The organism is Microbacterium arborescens, assembly GCF_049707515.1.
GTDB classification, from domain to species: Bacteria; Actinomycetota; Actinomycetes; order Actinomycetales; family Microbacteriaceae; genus Microbacterium; species Microbacterium arborescens_B.
Genome location: NZ_JBNAFI010000003.1, coordinates 453,285 through 468,646, shown reverse-complemented (window position 1 = coordinate 468,646; position 15,362 = coordinate 453,285). Strand labels below are relative to the sequence as shown.

Sequence of the window (15,362 nt, the reverse complement as noted above, 5' to 3'; positions counted from 1 at the left end):
TACGCATGAGCCGCCGTATCACTGGACGGAGCCCGATCAGCACCCGGCGTACCCGGCACCACATTGCCATCCAGATCACACACGATCATGTTCTCCGGAGCCAACTCGTCATACGACACCCCCGACGGCTTGATCACGAACAGATCAGCGCTGGGATCATCACCAAGCCGAACCCGCCCCGACACGTTCCCCCCGGTCCACACCACCAGGCCGTAACGCACCAGCTCCGCGTGCAACGACGCCACCTCGGCACGAACCTGCGCCACCGCTTCGTGCTCCGTCGAGTGCTCGTGTTCCATCGAGTGCTCCCTCGCCTCTCGGATGAGCCCGACCCGCGCGTCGGGCTCATCCGGCCATGTTACCGGTAACACCTCGAGGCTGCTGGAAGACTCGGCGACATGGGCGACAGTGTCTTTCTCGCGGCGCTCGCGATAGGCATCGGCGCGTTCGCCGGAATCGTGCTTTTCGTGCCGTTCGTGGCGATCCAATACCGCCGCGCGGGACGACTCACGGGCGGGCAGGTCATGCTGTGGAGCGCGGCCCTGGTGTATTTCTTCGCGATCTGGACCTACACGCTGCTACCGCTCCCCGACCCCGCGGAGCTGCGCTGCGCCGGCGTCAATGTCGACCTGTTCGCGTTCGTCGACGACATCCGCGGCGCGGCCGACCGCGCCGGCGGCAGCCCGCGCGCCTTCCTCTCTGACTCCGCCGTGCTCCAGCTCGCCCTCAACGTCCTGCTCTTCCTCCCGCTCGGCTTCTTCGTGCGCATCCTCGGCCGCCGCGGCATCCTCACGGCCCTGGCAGCGGGCCTGGCCATCTCGCTCGTCGTCGAGCTCACGCAGCTGACCGGCGTCTGGGGTGTCTACCCGTGCGCGTACCGGGTCTTCGACGTCGACGACCTGCTCACCAACACCGTCGGCGCGGTCCTCGGCTCGATGCTCGCGCTCCTCGTGCCCCGCCGTCCGACGCACAGCGAGCGCGACGTCCCGCGCGCGGTGACTCGCGGCCGCCGCATCCTCGCGATGGTGTGCGACCTGCTCGCCTACTCGCTCGTCGGGATCTTCGTGAGCGTCGGACTGCAGGCCGCCCTGGTCTTCACGGGCAACCGCGACCTCGCCGTCAGCAGCAACATCGCCGGCGACGCCGGCTCGCTCGCCGCCCTCGCGGTCGTCGCCGGATGCGTGATCGTTTCGGGGCGGACGATCGGCGACCTCGCGGTGCGCCTCCGCTACGTCGGCGGCCCCGCCCCGGTCGCGGTGACCCGGCTGACCCGGTTCGCGGGCGGCATCGGCGGATACGCTCTCCTCGACCAGCTCTCCGGCATCTGGGGTCTGCTGACCTTCGCGTTCGTCGTGACGGCCGCGGTCCTCGCGCTGACGACGCGCAACGGCCGGGGCCTGCCCGGAATCCTCGGCCGCCAGGAACTGCGTGACAGCCGCGAGCGTGGTCCCCGAGGACGAGACGAAATCACCCGTTCGGGGGACGCGCGCCGCGGATGATGTCCGTAGCGTCGTGGCCATGGACGTCGAAGCTCTCGCCCACACCGCCACCGGCGCTCTCGTCGGCATCGCCCTCGGATTCCTCCTGGGCCTGGTGACCCTCAACCCGATGCTCGGCGTCATCGTCGGGGGTGTCGCCATGATCGTCCTGTCGATCGCCGCACCCATGCTGCTCCCCCGCGGAACCCATCGCTGATCACCGGCATCGATCCCGACGCCGCCGTCTGGGAGTGAACCGTCGGCGGGGGGAGCTCAGCTCCGGCCGCCCGTGAAGGCCCGCCACATCACGGCGGCGTGCGATTCCTTCGCGTGCTCGACGCCGACCTCGTCGCCCTCCTTGGCGCTGAACCATTCCTGCACGCGATAGCGCACCGCCCGCCACGTCAGCGAGATGCCGCCGTACGCGGGCTGCGGAACGCGTGCCTCCTCGGCCGACATCTGGCCCCGACGCGCGAGGTCGCCCGCCACGAAGGCGCTCGTGAGCTTCGCGACGCCGATCGCGTTGCCGTTGATCACGGAGTGAGCGGCGCCGTGGATCTCCCACCGCCACGCGTCACGCGCTGCGGCGACGAGCGCGGAATGGAAGTAGCGCGGCGACGAGAAGTCCCGGGCACCGCGGATCAGCAGCACCTGCGCCGGCACATCCTGCAGCCGGGCCGTTAGCCGATACGACATCATGTGGGGCAGCACCCGCAGGAAGTAGGCGAAGCCGCAGAGGAGGTACGCGCTCACCGCGAGCAGCACCAGGCGGAACGGCTCGAACAGCGCCGACTGCGCGAACCGGATCGCCTGCAGCACGACCGAGCGCTCCCGGTCGTTGACGACGGGCCCGATGAGGACGGCCTGACGGATGCCGGGCCGGCGCTCGAGCACCTCGGTCACGATCTGCGTCCCGAACGAGTGTCCCAGCAGCACCGGGTCGTCGAGTCCGAACCGGTCGAGCACCGCTTCGACCTGGTCCGCGAAGAACGACACCGACGGTTCGTCGCGCGGCGCGCGCTGACCGGCGAAGCCCGGCAGGTCGAGCGCGTAGACGCGCGCGTCCTGCGCGAGGATCGGTGCGAGCAGGTCGAAGTAGGTCGCTGCCACGCCGATGCCCGCGATCAGCACGAAGGCCCGCTCCGCGTGTTCCGACGATTCGGTCCGCACCCGCGTCACCCGCGTGCGGACACCGTCGAACTCGACCGTGTCGACGTCGATCTCGGCCGGCTCCATGTCGACTACCGTCTCACACGCTGCGGCGGGCAGACTGTGCCGATGAGCCTCACCTTCGCGATCGTCGGCAGCGGATGGCGCAGCGAGTTCTTCCTGCGCATCGCCGCCGCCCTCCCCGAGCGCTTCCGCGTCTCGGGCCTCGTCACCCGCAGCTCCGACACCGCGGCGGACATCGAGCGCCGCTGGGGGGTGCGCGGCTACAGCGACATCGACGGTCTGCTCGCGGCCGGCGTCCCCGACTTCGTCGTCGTCTCGGTCCCGCGCGACGCGGCCCCCGGCATCATCGTCGACCTCGTCGAGCGCGGCGTCCCCGTCCTGACCGAGACCCCGCCGGCGAACGACGTCGACGATCTCGTCGCGCTGTGGGATCGCGTCGGCCGCCCCGGGATGCCGACCGTTCAAGTCGCCGAGCAGTACCACCTCTCTCCGCTCCTGTCGTCACAGCTCGCGGTCGCGCGCTCGGGCCGGCTGGGCCGGCCCTCCCAGGCCCTGGTCGCGCAGTGCCACGACTATCACGGCGTCAGCGTCATGCGCCGGGCGCTCGGCATCGGCGCGGACGAGGCCGTCATCACGGCATCCGTCTTCCGATCTCCCCTCGTGGCGGGGCCGGGCCGCGCGGGCGATCCGGCCGAGGAGCGCGTCGTGACGGCGACTCAGACGACCGCGCGCTTCGACTTCGGCGACCGGCTCGGCGTCTACGACTTCGCCGGCGAACAGTACTTCTCCTGGATCCGCGGCAACCGTCTGCTCATCCGCGGCGAGCGCGGCGAGATCGAGAACGGCGAGGTGCGCCACCTCCGCCGGTTCGACGAGCCCGTCTTCGACTCGCTGCGGCGCGTGCTGACCGGCGAGGGCGGCAACCTCGAGGGAATGTTCCTGCGCGGCATCCTGCTGGGCGACGAATGGGTCTTCCGAAACCCCTTCCGCCCAGCCCGGTTGAACGACGACGAGATCGCGATCGCCCGCATGCTGGGCGCGATGCCGGAGGCCATCGCGGGCGTCGCTCCCGTCTACTCCCTCGCCGAGGCGAGTCAGGACCACTATCTCGCGCTGCTCATGCAGCAGGCGGCGGCCACGGGTACCAGCGTGCGCTCGGCTCGTCAACCCTGGGCCGACGTCGTCGACGAGGAATTGCGTGTGCGCGAGGTCAGCGGGTAATTTTTCGGTATGCCGAAAAATCGACGCCGCGCCTCCGCCCTGGTGTCGGTCGCGGCCGCGGTCGCGCTGCTCGCCGGCTGCGCGACGAGCTCGAACGAGGGCGCGGCCGGGGCGCCGTCGGATGGACGGCCGGTCGTGCTCACGACGTTCACGGTGCTCGCCGACATCGCCCGGAACGTCGCGGGCGACCGCCTCGACGTCCGCTCCATCACGAAGGCGGGCGCCGAGATCCACGGCTACGAACCGACCCCGCGAGACATCGCGGCGGCATCCGACGCCGACCTGATCCTCGACAACGGTCTCGGCCTGGAGTCGTGGTTCGCGCGCTTCGTCGAGACCGCCGACGCACCCCATGCCGTGGTCTCCGACGGGGTCGAGACGATCGACATCACCGGCGATGCGTACGCCGGCAAGCCGAACCCGCACGCATGGATGAGCCCGCTGAACGTCCAGATCTACGTCGAGAACATCGTCGCGGCCTTCAGCGACCTCGATCCCGCGGGGGCCGACGTCTACGCCGCGAACGGCGCCGAGTACAGCGCCGAGCTGCAGCGGATCCACGACGATCTCGTCGCCGACCTCGCGACGGTTCCCGCCCGGCAGCGCGCGCTCGTCACGTGCGAAGGCGCGTTCTCGTACCTCGCCCGCGACGCCGGACTCACCGAGGCGTACATCTGGCCCGTCAACGCCGAGCAGCAGGCCACCCCTCAGCAGATCCGGCAGACGATCGAATTCGTCGAGGATGGCGACGTGCCCGCCGTCTTCTGCGAGTCGACCGTCTCGGACCGTCCGATGCAGCAGGTGGTCGAGGCGACGGATGCCGTCTTCGGCGGCACCCTCTACGTCGACTCGCTGTCGGAGCCGGACGGCCCGGTGCCGACCTACCTGGATCTCCTCCGCCACGACGCCGAGACGATCGCCGCGGCGCTGACCGGGAGTGCCTCGTGATCCCCGCCGCCGGCATCGAGATTTCGGGCGTCTCGGTGCGCTACCGCGACATCGTGGCCCTCGAGGACGTCACCCTCACCGTTGCGCCCGGGCGGGTGACGGCGCTGATCGGTATGAACGGATCGGGCAAGTCGACGCTGTTCAAATCGATCGCGGGCCTCGTCCGGCCGGCGAGCGGTCGGGTGACGGTCGCGGGGCAGACCCCGGCGGCGGCGCGTCGCCAGGGCCTCATCGGTTACGTCCCGCAGAGCGAGGACGTCGACTGGACCTTCCCGGTGTCGGTGCGCGACGTCGTGATGATGGGGCGCTACGGACGCCTCGGCCCCACCCGGCGTCCGCGCGCGGAGGATCATCGCGCCGTCGACGCCGCCCTCGAGCGCGTCGAGCTGATCGACCTCGCCGACCGCCAGATCGGCCGGCTCTCGGGCGGACAGCGCAAGCGCGCGTTCGTCGCCCGCGGGATCGCCCAGGATGCCGGCGTGCTGCTGCTCGACGAGCCCTTCGCCGGTGTCGACAAGAAGTCCGAGGCGACGATCGTGCGTCTTCTCCGCGAGCTTGCCGCCGACGGACGCACCGTGCTCGTCTCGACCCACGATCTGCACGCGCTTCCCTCACTCGCCGACGAGGCGGTGCTGCTGCTGCGCCGTGTCGTGTTCCAGGGGGCCGTCGACGAGGCGCTGCGGCCCGAGCTCCTCGCCCGCGCCTTCGGACTGACCATCGAGGAGCGCCCGTGAACCCCGTCGACATCCTGCTCGAGCCCCTTCGGTACGAGTTCATGCTGCGCGCGCTCTCGGCCACCGCGATCGCCGCCATCGTCTGCGCCGTCCTGTCGTGCTGGCTCGTCCTCATCGGCTGGTCGCTCATGGGCGACGCGGTCAGCCACGCGGTGCTGCCCGGGGTCGTGCTCGCGTACGTCCTCGGCGCCCCGTTCGCGGTCGGCGCTCTCGTGTTCGGGTTCCTCGCCGTGGCGCTCATCGGCATCATCCGCGGCACGAGCCGGGTGAAGGAGGATGCCGCGATCGGAATCGTCTTCACGACGCTGTTCGCCCTGGGCCTCGTGCTCATCTCCGTCACCCCGAGCCAGACCGACCTCAACCACATTCTGTTCGGCAACGTCCTGGGCGTCTCGGCGGGCGACCTCGTGCAGATCGCCGCCCTCGCCGCCGTCGCTTTCGCGATCCTGTTCGTCAAGCGCCGCGACCTGACCCTGTTCGCCTTCGACCCGATCCACACCTTCGCGATCGGCCTGTCCCCCCGCCTGCTGTCGGGACTGCTGCTGGGGGTCCTCGCGCTGACGGCCGTCGTCGCCCTGCAGGTCGTGGGTGTCGTGCTGGTCGTGGCGATGCTGATCATCCCGGGAGCCACCGCCCACCTGCTCACCGACCGCTTCGGCCGCATGCTCGTGATCGCCCCCGTCCTCTCGGCGACCTCCTCGGTCGTCGGGATCTACCTGAGCTACTGGGTCGACGCCTCCTCAGGGGGACTCGTCGTGCTCGTCCAGGGCGTCGTCTTCGCCGCGGTGTACCTGTTCAGTCCGAAGCACGGGGTCATCGGTCGTCGGATCGCTTCGCGCAAGCCCATCGCCGAATCCGTTCCGGCTGCATAGCGTGCCGGTATGAAGATCAGCGAGATCCACTGGAACGACGAAGCCCGCCAGAAGGTGCTCGATGACGCCGACCGTGTCCTGCAGGATGCCGTCGCCGCCGTCGCCGGAACCGACGATGCCGCGGACGCCGACAAGGCCTACGCCGCGCTCGTCAGCCACATGAAGGACAAGTTCATCGATTGGGAGCCCGGCCCCGACGTACGCACGTACGCCGATGCCCTCGCTGCCGGCGAGGTCGAGCTCGAGTCGCGCGACTGAACCGCCCCGCTGTCCTCCCGTGGCCGCCGACGATGCCGATGTCGGTGGCCACGGGTAGAACGGGATGATGCGCGAACCCGCACCGCTGCTGCAGATCAGCCGCATCTACGCCGAGCGAGCCGCGCTCGAGCTGCCGCGCGGGCAAGAGGTCGTGGCACGCTGGCCGGGCGCCGAGATCGTGCCCATCGACTCGCACTGGCTGGTCCCCGAGGTCCACGGCGACGAGACGAACGTCCGCCGGTGGGTGCGCATCAAGACCGAGGCCCTCGTGCTCGGGGTGAAGAAGTCGGTCGCGACGCGCCTCAACGGCCGCTCCGCCGATTTCATCGCGCCCTCGACCGCGAACGGATGCGCCATGGCGTGCTCCTACTGCTACGTGCCGCGGCGCAAGGGGTACAGCAATCCCGTCACGGTGTTCGCGAACATCGACGAGATCTCCCGTCACCTCGCGCGTCACATCGCCCGACAGGGGCCCAAGACCGAGCCGAACCAGTGCGACCCCGAGGCGTGGGTCTACGACATCGGCGAGAACAGCGACTGCTCGGTCGACGCGATGATCAGCGAGAATGTCCGCGACCTGTGCGAGCTGTTCCGGATGTCGCCGACCGCGAAGGCCTCGTTCGCGACCAAATACGTCAACCGCGACCTCCTCGAGTGGGATCCGCTCGGGCGAACGCGCATCCGCTTCTCGCTCATGCCGCACGACACGGCGAAGGTGACCGACATCCGCACCTCGCCGATCTCCGAGCGCATCGCCGCGATCAACGACTTCGTCGAGGCCGGCTACGAGGTGCACCTCAACTTCTCGCCCGTCATCCTCACCCCCACGTGGGTCGCCGACTGGACCGCCCTGCTGCGCGAGCTCGACGACGTGCTGTCGGATCGCGCGAAGGCGCAGCTCGCGTGCGAGATCATCCTCCTCACGCACAACGAGGGACTCCACGAGGTGAACCTCGGCTGGCATCCGCGCGGTGAGGACCTGCTGTGGACCCCGCGGATGCAGGAGACCAAGCGCTCGCAGAACGGCGCGATCAACGTCCGGTACCGCTCGCCGATGAAGGGCGAAGCGGTCGCGACGCTCTGCGCGCTCATCGAGCGCGAACTGCCGTCGTGCCGTATTCGCTACGCCTTCTGACCCGTCGCGCCCGCGAGGCTCAGTCGTCCGACGCGGGCTGCCCCGGGCCGACGATCTGCCACGCCTCTCGCCGCCGCCGGCGCCGGCGCCACGGCGCGGCGATCAGCCACCCCACGGCCGCGCCGGCGGTATTGGCCACGACATCCCAGACGCTCGAGGTGCGCTCGGTGAGCAGCAATCCCTGCCCGACCTCGATGGCGGTCGAGATGACCAGGGCCGCCGGAACGACGACCGCGCGCCAGCCCCGCCATCCGACGGCCGCGCACCACCCGAAGGGTACGAACAGCGCGATGTTCGCGATGAACTCGATGCGCCCGTAGGTCAACCACGGCACCGCGCCCGTGATCGCCGCGAGGAACGGCCCGGCGTCGCGGTCGACCGGGGTCGGCCAGAACGCGATGAGCGCGAGCACGACGACGTAGCCGGCGAGCAGCGCCCGCGCGATCCGCGATGAGGGGGTGGTGCGCAGCGCCCGCGTCACCGCACGACGACGGCCGGGGAGGCGACGTGAGCGGCCACGTGCTCGCTGACCGACCCGAGCAGCAGGCGCGACAGCCCCGTGCGCCCGTGCGAGCCGACGACGGTCAGCACCGCACCGCGCGACGCCTCCTCGATGAGGGCCGAGGCGTCGCCGACCTCGATGCGGGTGCGCACCTCGAGCTGCGGGTGGCCGGCGCGCACCGGTTCGAGCATGCGCTCCACCATCGCGGCGGTGGCCTCGGAGAGGTCGACCGGCATGGGGCCGGTCCACAGGTCGAGCCCCGGCTCCGTGCCGACCGCGACCGGCTCCCACGCGGCGAGCGCGACGAGGGGCTGGCGCGTGCGAGCAGCCTCGCCGGCGGCGAAGGCGAGCGCGCGAGCCGATACCTCCGTGGCGTCGACACCGACCAGGATGCCCTCACGAGCGGCACTGGGGGCGTCGAGACCACTCGGGGCCTCGTCGGGGACGATCGCGATCGGGCAGTGCGCTTGCGCGATGAGCGGACGGTACGAATGGCCGTGTTCAGCCGGGAGGACGAGGATCTCCGCATCCGCGGTCGCGGCGACGGCGGTGTCGACATCGTCGCGGGTCGGCGCGATCAGCAGTTCGCGCAGCGGCAGGCCCAGAGCCTCCGCCCGGCGCACCGCCCACACACGTGCCGCCGTCCCGTCCGCGTCGGTCACGCCCAGGATCACATCGCTCATGAGTGCCGCCCCTCTCGCCGATTCGAAGCCCCGATCGCCCCAGGCTAGCCGCCGCGGTGTACGGACACGACGACCCGACGGACACGCCCACCGATTAGAGTCGACGCGTGACACAGCGACCGAGCGCCGACGAGTCGCGTCACCCTGCTGCCGGACACGATGTCCACGGGCGCCACGCCGACGGGCGCTACGTCGTGGACGGGCATTACGAAGCGCCGCCCGCGCCCGAACGGCCGGCACCCGCGCCCCGGCGACGCCGCCGCGTCCCCCGCTGGGCGTGGATCGCGATCATCGTGGCGGCGGCCGCCCTTCTCATCGCCGGCATCGCCTTCGCCGTATCGCTCGTGCTGAACGGAGTCCAGATGCTCACCGCACGGCCTCCGCGTGTCGGCACCGCGTTCGTCGCACCCGATGAGTCGAAGGCCGCCCGCGCCGCCGCGGCGGGAGGAACGGCCGAGGAGGTCGCCGCCGCCGAGTACCTCGCGGCCCAGCCCACCGCCTACTGGCTGACCCCCGAGCAGGATCCCATCGGCGAGGTCGGCGAGCGCGTCCTGCACATCGCGCAGGAGGCTCGCGACGCCGACACCGCGATGGCCGTCGTCGTCTACGGCCTGCCCGGACGCGACTGCGGCAATCACTCCGCCGGCGGGCTCGACGAGGCCGACTACGAGACCTGGACGACGCAGATCGGCACGGCGCTGCGATCCGTGCCCGACGTGAAGAAGGTCGTCGTCGTCGAGCCCGACAGCCTCGCCCTCGCCCCGCAGTGCGGCAACGTCGACGAACGGGTCACGCAGCTGCGGGGCGCCCTCGGCCGCCTGACAGGCCCCGACACATGGGTCTACGTCGACGGCGGGCATTCGAACTGGCTCGGCGCCGACGTCATGGCCGGGCTCATCGAGCGGGTCGCCGGGTCGGGCGTGCGAGGTTTCGCGACGAACGTGTCGAACTTCAACAGCACGTTCGACGAGTTCGCCTACGCCCACACCCTGTCCGACCGCCTCGGCGGAATGCACGCCCTCGTCGACACGTCGCGCAACGGAGCCGGCGCACCGGACGACGGCGAATGGTGCAACCCGCCGGGGCGCAGCGTCGGCGACCCGAGCGGGACGTACGGCGACGACGTGGTCGACACGAACCTCTGGATCAAGCCGCCCGGCGAGAGCGACGGCCCCTGCAACGGCGGTCCCGCCGCCGGAGTATGGTGGCCGGCCGGAGCCGTCGATCTGACCCGCGACGTCGAGTACTGACTGTCGGCCGTTCGGGCGACACCGCCGCGCCCCGTGCTTATGACAAAATTACCCGAACCTGAGGGAGAAGAGTGACGAGCATGGCGTCGGAGCAGCTGAAGACCGCGGTCATCGTCGAGGACGACCCCGACATCCGCCATCTCCTCGTCGAGGTGCTCGAGGCCGCCGGCTTCTCCACCGTCTCGGTCGGCAACGGCATCGACGGCATCCAGGCGGTGCTGTCGTACCGGCCCCTCCTGACGACCCTCGACGTCAACATGCCCGGCATCGACGGGTTCGAAGCGGCGCGGCGCATCCGCGCCCAGAGCGACACCTACATCATCATGCTCACGGGGCTCTCCGAAGAGGCCGACGTCGTCCTCGGCCTCGGCGCCGGCGCCGACGAGTACATCGTCAAGCCCTTCCGCCCGCGCGAGTTCCGCGCCCGCGTCGACGCCCTCCTGCGGCGCCCGCGTGCCTCGGCCCCGCAGCAGACCCCGCAGCAGGATTCGGTCGGCCCGTCGTTCCCCGGAGCCCGCTCGGCAACGCCCGCCCCGGCGCCGGCGCCCGCCGACGGCGCGCCCCTGTCGTACGAGGAGTACCTCGCCCGCTTCCCCGGGGCGACCCCCGCGCCCGCCCCGGCAGCGCCGGTAGCGCCGCAGTTCCCCGCGCCGCAGCCCGTCTACGCGCCGCCGCCCCAGCAGCAGCCCGCCCCGCCGGTGCACCCCGCGTCACCGCCGCAGCAGCCCATCATCGTGCATCGCCCCGGCGATGCGCCCGCCCCCTCGTCCGGCGCCGAGCTCGTCGTGCACCAGCCGGCCGGTGAGCTCGTCCCCGTCACGGGCGAGCAGTGGCTCTCGCATCGCGATCTGCAGGTCGACACCGACACCCGCCTCGCGTACGTTGCCGGGCGCGAGCTCGATCTGACCCGTACCGAGTTCGACCTGCTGTCGACCCTGATGGCATCCAAGCGGCGGGTCCGGTCGAAGGCCGACCTCACGCTGGTCCTACGCGGCGAGTCGTACGTCACCAGCTACTTCGTCGGCGAGGCCGACAAGCGCGCCATCGAGGCGCACATGACCAACCTGCGCCGGAAGCTCGCCGACAACCCCACGACCCCCCGGTACATCGAGACCGTGCGGGGCGTCGGTTACCGCATGACGTCGGAGATGGCCGCCCCGGCCTGACCGCTCGGGACCCCACGGGCGCCGGGCCCGGCGGATCAGACCTGGTAGCCGTTCTGGCGGCGCACGAGCTTCGAGAACATCAGCAGCGTCTGCAGCACGGTCACGACGCCGACGATCGGCCACCCGATCCACAGGATCGACGACTGAGCGACGGGACCGATGAGGTTCCACACGACGGCCATCGCCAGCAGCACGGCGGCGAGGATCACCATCGGCATCCAGTGACCGATGCTGCCACCGCCGCTCTCGGCCTTGGCCTGCATGGCCCAGTTGTCGACCTTCTTCTTCGACAGGAATCGCGACCACGAGCGCATGAAGTGGCCGAGCCTGACCCACATGAACGCCTCGGCGGGGAAGACCAGGAGCGCGAACAGGATGTCGCGACGGTTGCGGTCCTTGATGCTCATCGCCATACGGAGGTTGAGCAGGATCGCCACGAGCGGCGGGACGAGCCACAGCGGCGAGAAGACGAACGCGCTGATCGAGAGCGACCCGGCGAGCAGGATGAGGAACGCCACGCGCACGAACAGGTTCGTCAGCATCCCGAAGTTCTCGAACCAGCGCAGGCGCAGGTTGGGGTGGAAGGGCTGGCCCTTCGTGTCGCCCCGCTGCCCCGGCCACATCAGCTCGATCGCGCCGTAGGTCCACTTCACCTGCTGGGCGTCGTAGCCCTTCAGCGTCGTCATGCCGCCGACGTTGGCGCGGGCGTACGGGCTGATCTTGGTGAGGTACCCGGCGCTCTTGATCTGGAGCGAGAGAAGCGAGTCCTCGACCTCGGAGTCCTTGACCCACGGCGTCGACTGGTGGTTCGCCTTCATCGCGTCGCGCAGGGCGTTGGTGGAGAAGATCGAGAACTGTCCGCCGAGCACGGCCATGTTGCGACCGCGCAGCAGGTTCTGCATGTTGAACGCGGCGAACTGCGTGCGCTGACCGGCGATGAGGAACTTCGCGATCGTGCCCTTGATCGGTCGGTCGTCGATCGAGTAGATCGCCGAGATGCCGCCGATGCGCGAGTCGCCGACGGCCTCGGACTCGAGGTACTCCACCGCGCGCGAATCGGCGATGGTGTCGCCGTCGACGCCGAGCAGGTAGTCGTAGCCCTCGACGAGCGAGTAGCCGTAGTTGAGCGCGCCGACCTTCTTGTCGGGGTTCTTGCCGATGTCGTGGACGAACACCTCGGTGAACTGCGTCCCGAGCTCGGTCGTGATCTCGTGGGGACCGGCGTAGCCCGCGGCGATCTTGACGGTGTTGTCGGAAGTGTTGTTGGCGATGACGTGGATGACGTCGGGTACGCGCGTCTGGGCGAGCAGGCCCTCGATGACGCCCGCGATCGACTCCTCCTCGTTGTACGCCGGGATGACGCAGCCGATGGTGGAGCGGTGGACGGTGGTGCTCTCGAGGACGGACTCGAAGTCGTCGGGGTACGCCGCCGCGTCGAAGTGGTCGGTGAGCTGCACCGGCGCCGGCGCGGCCGGGTACTGAGGCTGCGCGAACGCCGGGTTCGTCGTGTACGGCGTCTGAGTCATGCGGTCACATCCTGTGCGAGGTCGTGGCAGCTGTCTGGCTACCGGGATCCATTCTCCGGCGCGACGTGCTCAGAGCGGACGAAGTGAAGCGCAATTTCTGCGCAAGGATTTGGCGGACGCGCGCCGCGTCAGGGCGTCGTCGACGGAGCGGGCGAGGGCACGGCATCCGCGGCCTGCTCCTCGTTGAAGATCGCGACCGGGAGGTACTGGTACACCGTCTGCTGGGTGAAGCTCGCGTCGTCGTTGGCGTTGCCCTCGACCCAGACCGTCATCGCGAACTCGAGCGTCATGCCGTAGGTGTCCGCGGGCAGCCCGTGGATCACCGTCTCGGGGACGTAGAGACCGCCCTGGAAGCTGTTGAGCAGCAGCCCGCGGTCGGAGCGGATCGTGTCGGTCGGGACGAGCGTGCGCGGGTCCGCGCTGAACTGGAACGGGCTCTGCACCTGACCCGAGGTCTGCGCGGTCTGCGAGGTGATCGAGATCGACGAGATGAAGACGCGCCGCTTCTGCGACAGCACCGACTTCTCGTCGACGCGGTTGTCGTGGACGTTGACGGCGAAACCGAACGTCTTCTCCGCCCCGGGCGTCCACTCCTGCGTGCGCTTGGGGTTCTGCGCCCAGACATCCAGACGCAGTTCCAGATCCTGGGCGACGTCGGATGACAGCGCCACCGAGCCGTCGTAGGTGAACTGCGAGTTGAACGCCATCGCCGGCGACTGCGAGGGAGCCGGCGCCGGGACGGCCGAGACGGGCTCGCCCTGGATGGAGTCGATCATGCCGGTCAGCTGCGAGCAGCCCGTGAGCGCGACGAGCGAAAGAGCGAGCGCGCCCGCCGACACGGCGGTGCGGAGGGAGCGGGAGCGGCGCGGAGACATGGGAGACCGGCTTTCTCGAGGTGAAGCCGGCGTCGGGTTTCGCGGGCCTCGCCATACAACCACCCCGGCGAGCGCGACTCCGGCGGTTTAGCCATCTCTTCAGGCCGCCTTGCGGTGACCTTGAGGTTTCAGTCGGCGTCGGTCTCGGTGCTGGTCTCGGCGTCGGTCTCGCTGGCGGTCTCCGAGGCGGCGATCGCGACCGTGATGCTGTCGGTCGCGGTCTGCTTGGCGAACTCCGACGACGTGGGCGTGGTCTGCACGAGGAAGTCGTACGTGAAGCGGATGGTGACGAAGGTCGCCTCGGGCGGCACCTCGCCGACGTAGAACGTCTGCGAGTAGCTGTAGGGCGACAGGACGAGGTAACCCGGGTTCGTCGCCGACTGGTCCGCCGACGGCGCCAGCGGGCTGAAGTCGCCCTCGGCGTTGCCGGGGACGGCGATCATCGTCGCCTTCTGCAGGTACACCTTCTGCCCGTCGTCGGGGCTCACCGTCGTCACGAGCGACAGGCTGACGGGTTTGAGCGCCGTCGCCGACCACCGGTCCATCGACAGATCCGACCAGTAGTTGAGCGAACCCGTGACCGAGCCCGCGGTCACCTGACGTTCCGTCGATCCGCTCGAGAGGTCGTTCGGCACCGGGGGCGGCACCGCGGTGCGCGAGATGCTCGGCGACGGAGCCGGATCGCTCGCGTCGCCGCCGCCGGCGGACGGGAGGTTCCACGGCGCCGGCCCGCAGCCCACGAGGGCCATCGCCATCACCGCTGCCGCGGCGGCTGTCGCCCAGCGTCGCATCATGTTCCCTCCGCTTCCCTTCCCCGAGTGTACGGGCGGACGCGGATCGCGCGCGGCGTCAGACCGGCTCTGCGGTGACCAGGATCGGGAGATGATCGCTCGCCCCCTGCGGCAGGGTCTGCACGCGGGCGATGTCGAAGCCGACGCTGGTGGCGAAGTCGTAGTGCCCGCGGAAGAACTTGTAGCGCGTGTAGGTCCTGGCATCGCTCAGCGTCAGCTCGTAGCCCTGTTTGCGCACGACCTGCCCGAGGTTCTCCTTGAAGACGGGGTAGTTGTAGTCGCCCACCATGAGGATCGGCAGCCCCGTGCCCAGCTCGGCGAGTGACCCGAGGGCCGCCTGGATCTGGTTGCGGCGCAGCGAGTTCAGCGCCGTCAGCGGGGCGGCATGGAAGCTCGCCACGATGACATCGCGCCCGTGGTCGATGTCGCGCAGCCTCACGCCGAGCATGCGCTCCTCGGCGGGCTTGAGCACGCGATCGTGCAGCGACTTCTTCAGCGCGAGGGATCGCACCTCGACCGCGCGATAGGTGTTCTCGCGGTAGTACACCGCGAGCCCGAGCCGGTTCCGCGCCGTCGCCTCGGCCAGCCGCAGCCCGCTGATCTCGTCCGGGATGCCGCTGGTGTCGGCCTCCTGCAGGCACAGCACGTCGGCGCCGTGCTGCTCGACGAGGGCGGCGAGCTCGGATGCCGCGCGATGCTTCCGCAGGTTGTACGAGATGACCTTCATGGTGCCGTCAGGCTACGCCCGCT

18 protein-coding genes are annotated in these 15,362 nt (G+C 70.1%); 10 read left to right on the top strand and 8 right to left on the bottom strand.

Annotated features, from left to right (window positions below; genetic code table 11):
• On the bottom strand, window positions 1–299 hold a 299-nt coding region (locus tag ACPYN5_RS09280), incomplete at its 3' end, for a class II aldolase/adducin family protein (protein WP_424448685.1).
• Between the two features lie 99 nt (window positions 300–398).
• Between ACPYN5_RS09280 and ACPYN5_RS09275 the strand changes: the two genes are divergently transcribed.
• Together ACPYN5_RS09275 and ACPYN5_RS09270 are read left to right on the top strand one after the other, a co-directional pair.
• Window positions 399–1,499: a VanZ family protein gene (locus ACPYN5_RS09275; RefSeq protein ID WP_424448684.1), complete on the top strand. Its 1,101-nt coding sequence runs from the start codon at window positions 399–401 to the stop codon at window positions 1,497–1,499.
• Window positions 1,500–1,518: 19 nt separating this feature from the next.
• Window positions 1,519–1,695, top strand: a complete 177-nt coding sequence (locus ACPYN5_RS09270; protein WP_424448683.1) for a hypothetical protein — start codon at window positions 1,519–1,521, stop codon at window positions 1,693–1,695.
• Window positions 1,696–1,751: 56 nt separating this feature from the next.
• Here the strand turns inward: ACPYN5_RS09270 and ACPYN5_RS09265 are convergent, their stop codons facing one another.
• The gene (locus ACPYN5_RS09265) at window positions 1,752–2,714 is read right to left on the bottom strand and encodes an alpha/beta fold hydrolase (protein ID WP_424448682.1); all 963 of its coding nucleotides are present in this window, start codon (window positions 2,712–2,714) and stop codon (window positions 1,752–1,754) included.
• A 42-nt stretch (window positions 2,715–2,756) separates the two neighbouring features.
• On the opposite strand from ACPYN5_RS09265, the gene ACPYN5_RS09260 reads away from it, so the two are divergent.
• The 6 genes from ACPYN5_RS09260 (at window position 2,757) to ACPYN5_RS09235 (ending at window position 7,819) form a co-directional block, all read left to right on the top strand.
• On the top strand, window positions 2,757–3,872 hold the full coding sequence (locus ACPYN5_RS09260; protein WP_424448681.1) for a Gfo/Idh/MocA family protein: 1,116 nt from the start codon (window positions 2,757–2,759) through the stop codon (window positions 3,870–3,872).
• A 9-nt stretch (window positions 3,873–3,881) separates the two neighbouring features.
• Window positions 3,882–4,820 (top strand): metal ABC transporter substrate-binding protein, encoded by a 939-nt coding sequence (locus ACPYN5_RS09255; RefSeq protein WP_424448680.1) that lies wholly within the window; start codon window positions 3,882–3,884, stop codon window positions 4,818–4,820.
• A complete protein-coding gene (locus tag ACPYN5_RS09250; RefSeq protein ID WP_424448697.1) occupies window positions 4,820–5,554 on the top strand; it encodes a metal ABC transporter ATP-binding protein in 735 nt (244 codons plus the stop codon). The genes ACPYN5_RS09255 and ACPYN5_RS09250 overlap by 1 nt, the downstream gene beginning before the upstream one ends.
• Window positions 5,551–6,426 carry a metal ABC transporter permease gene (locus tag ACPYN5_RS09245; protein ID WP_424448679.1) on the top strand — a complete coding sequence of 292 codons (876 nt, stop codon included), beginning with the start codon at window positions 5,551–5,553 and terminating at the stop codon, window positions 6,424–6,426. Before ACPYN5_RS09250 ends, ACPYN5_RS09245 begins: the two co-directional genes overlap by 4 nt.
• A gap of 9 nt (window positions 6,427–6,435) precedes the next feature.
• On the top strand, window positions 6,436–6,684 hold the full coding sequence (locus ACPYN5_RS09240) for a hypothetical protein (RefSeq protein WP_424448678.1): 249 nt from the start codon (window positions 6,436–6,438) through the stop codon (window positions 6,682–6,684).
• Between the two features lie 67 nt (window positions 6,685–6,751).
• On the top strand, window positions 6,752–7,819 hold the full coding sequence (locus ACPYN5_RS09235; protein ID WP_424448677.1) for a spore photoproduct lyase family protein: 1,068 nt from the start codon (window positions 6,752–6,754) through the stop codon (window positions 7,817–7,819).
• Between the two features lie 19 nt (window positions 7,820–7,838).
• Here the strand turns inward: ACPYN5_RS09235 and ACPYN5_RS09230 are convergent, their stop codons facing one another.
• Together ACPYN5_RS09230 and ACPYN5_RS09225 are read right to left on the bottom strand one after the other, a co-directional pair.
• The gene (locus ACPYN5_RS09230) at window positions 7,839–8,300 is read right to left on the bottom strand and encodes a VanZ family protein (protein ID WP_424448676.1); all 462 of its coding nucleotides are present in this window, start codon (window positions 8,298–8,300) and stop codon (window positions 7,839–7,841) included.
• Window positions 8,297–9,004, bottom strand: coding sequence for a universal stress protein (locus ACPYN5_RS09225; protein WP_424448675.1), 708 nt, complete (start codon window positions 9,002–9,004; stop codon window positions 8,297–8,299). Before ACPYN5_RS09225 ends, ACPYN5_RS09230 begins: the two co-directional genes overlap by 4 nt.
• A gap of 107 nt (window positions 9,005–9,111) precedes the next feature.
• On the opposite strand from ACPYN5_RS09225, the gene ACPYN5_RS09220 reads away from it, so the two are divergent.
• Window positions 9,112–10,254, top strand: a complete 1,143-nt coding sequence (locus ACPYN5_RS09220) for a glycoside hydrolase family 6 protein (protein ID WP_424448674.1) — start codon at window positions 9,112–9,114, stop codon at window positions 10,252–10,254.
• Between the two features lie 80 nt (window positions 10,255–10,334).
• Entirely contained in the window at window positions 10,335–11,420 is a 1,086-nt protein-coding gene (locus tag ACPYN5_RS09215) for a response regulator transcription factor (RefSeq protein ID WP_424448673.1), read from the top strand.
• Between the two features lie 35 nt (window positions 11,421–11,455).
• Here the strand turns inward: ACPYN5_RS09215 and ACPYN5_RS09210 are convergent, their stop codons facing one another.
• From ACPYN5_RS09210 to ACPYN5_RS09195, 4 genes are all read right to left on the bottom strand, one after another.
• Window positions 11,456–12,946 carry a glycosyltransferase family 2 protein gene (locus ACPYN5_RS09210; RefSeq protein WP_424448672.1) on the bottom strand — a complete coding sequence of 497 codons (1,491 nt, stop codon included), beginning with the start codon at window positions 12,944–12,946 and terminating at the stop codon, window positions 11,456–11,458.
• Window positions 12,947–13,074: 128 nt separating this feature from the next.
• Window positions 13,075–13,821 (bottom strand): fructose 1,6-bisphosphatase, encoded by a 747-nt coding sequence (locus ACPYN5_RS09205; RefSeq protein ID WP_424448671.1) that lies wholly within the window; start codon window positions 13,819–13,821, stop codon window positions 13,075–13,077.
• Window positions 13,822–13,949: 128 nt separating this feature from the next.
• Entirely contained in the window at window positions 13,950–14,615 is a 666-nt protein-coding gene (locus ACPYN5_RS09200; RefSeq protein WP_424448670.1) for a hypothetical protein, read from the bottom strand.
• Between the two features lie 55 nt (window positions 14,616–14,670).
• Window positions 14,671–15,339, bottom strand: coding sequence for an endonuclease/exonuclease/phosphatase family protein (locus ACPYN5_RS09195; RefSeq protein WP_424448669.1), 669 nt, complete (start codon window positions 15,337–15,339; stop codon window positions 14,671–14,673).
• Window positions 15,340–15,362 lie beyond the last annotated feature (23 nt).

Excerpts from the sequence above, each read along its gene's own strand:
- ACPYN5_RS09215 (WP_424448673.1), top strand. The coding sequence starts at position 10,335 with ATGGCGTCGGAGCAGCTGAAGACCGCGGTCATCGTCGAGGACGACCCC.
- ACPYN5_RS09270 (WP_424448683.1), top strand. The coding sequence starts at position 1,519 with ATGGACGTCGAAGCTCTCGCCCACACCGCCACCGGCGCTCTCGTCGGC.
- ACPYN5_RS09255 (WP_424448680.1), top strand. The coding sequence starts at position 3,882 with ATGCCGAAAAATCGACGCCGCGCCTCCGCCCTGGTGTCGGTCGCGGCC.
- ACPYN5_RS09275 (WP_424448684.1), top strand. The coding sequence starts at position 399 with ATGGGCGACAGTGTCTTTCTCGCGGCGCTCGCGATAGGCATCGGCGCG.
- ACPYN5_RS09225 (WP_424448675.1), bottom strand. The coding sequence starts at position 9,004 with ATGAGCGATGTGATCCTGGGCGTGACCGACGCGGACGGGACGGCGGCA.
- ACPYN5_RS09205 (WP_424448671.1), bottom strand. The coding sequence starts at position 13,821 with ATGTCTCCGCGCCGCTCCCGCTCCCTCCGCACCGCCGTGTCGGCGGGC.
- ACPYN5_RS09265 (WP_424448682.1), bottom strand. The coding sequence starts at position 2,714 with ATGGAGCCGGCCGAGATCGACGTCGACACGGTCGAGTTCGACGGTGTC.
- ACPYN5_RS09210 (WP_424448672.1), bottom strand. The coding sequence starts at position 12,946 with ATGACTCAGACGCCGTACACGACGAACCCGGCGTTCGCGCAGCCTCAG.
- ACPYN5_RS09235 (WP_424448677.1), top strand. The coding sequence starts at position 6,752 with ATGCGCGAACCCGCACCGCTGCTGCAGATCAGCCGCATCTACGCCGAG.
- ACPYN5_RS09195 (WP_424448669.1), bottom strand. The coding sequence starts at position 15,339 with ATGAAGGTCATCTCGTACAACCTGCGGAAGCATCGCGCGGCATCCGAG.
- ACPYN5_RS09200 (WP_424448670.1), bottom strand. The coding sequence starts at position 14,615 with ATGATGCGACGCTGGGCGACAGCCGCCGCGGCAGCGGTGATGGCGATG.
- ACPYN5_RS09260 (WP_424448681.1), top strand. The coding sequence starts at position 2,757 with ATGAGCCTCACCTTCGCGATCGTCGGCAGCGGATGGCGCAGCGAGTTC.
- ACPYN5_RS09240 (WP_424448678.1), top strand. The coding sequence starts at position 6,436 with ATGAAGATCAGCGAGATCCACTGGAACGACGAAGCCCGCCAGAAGGTG.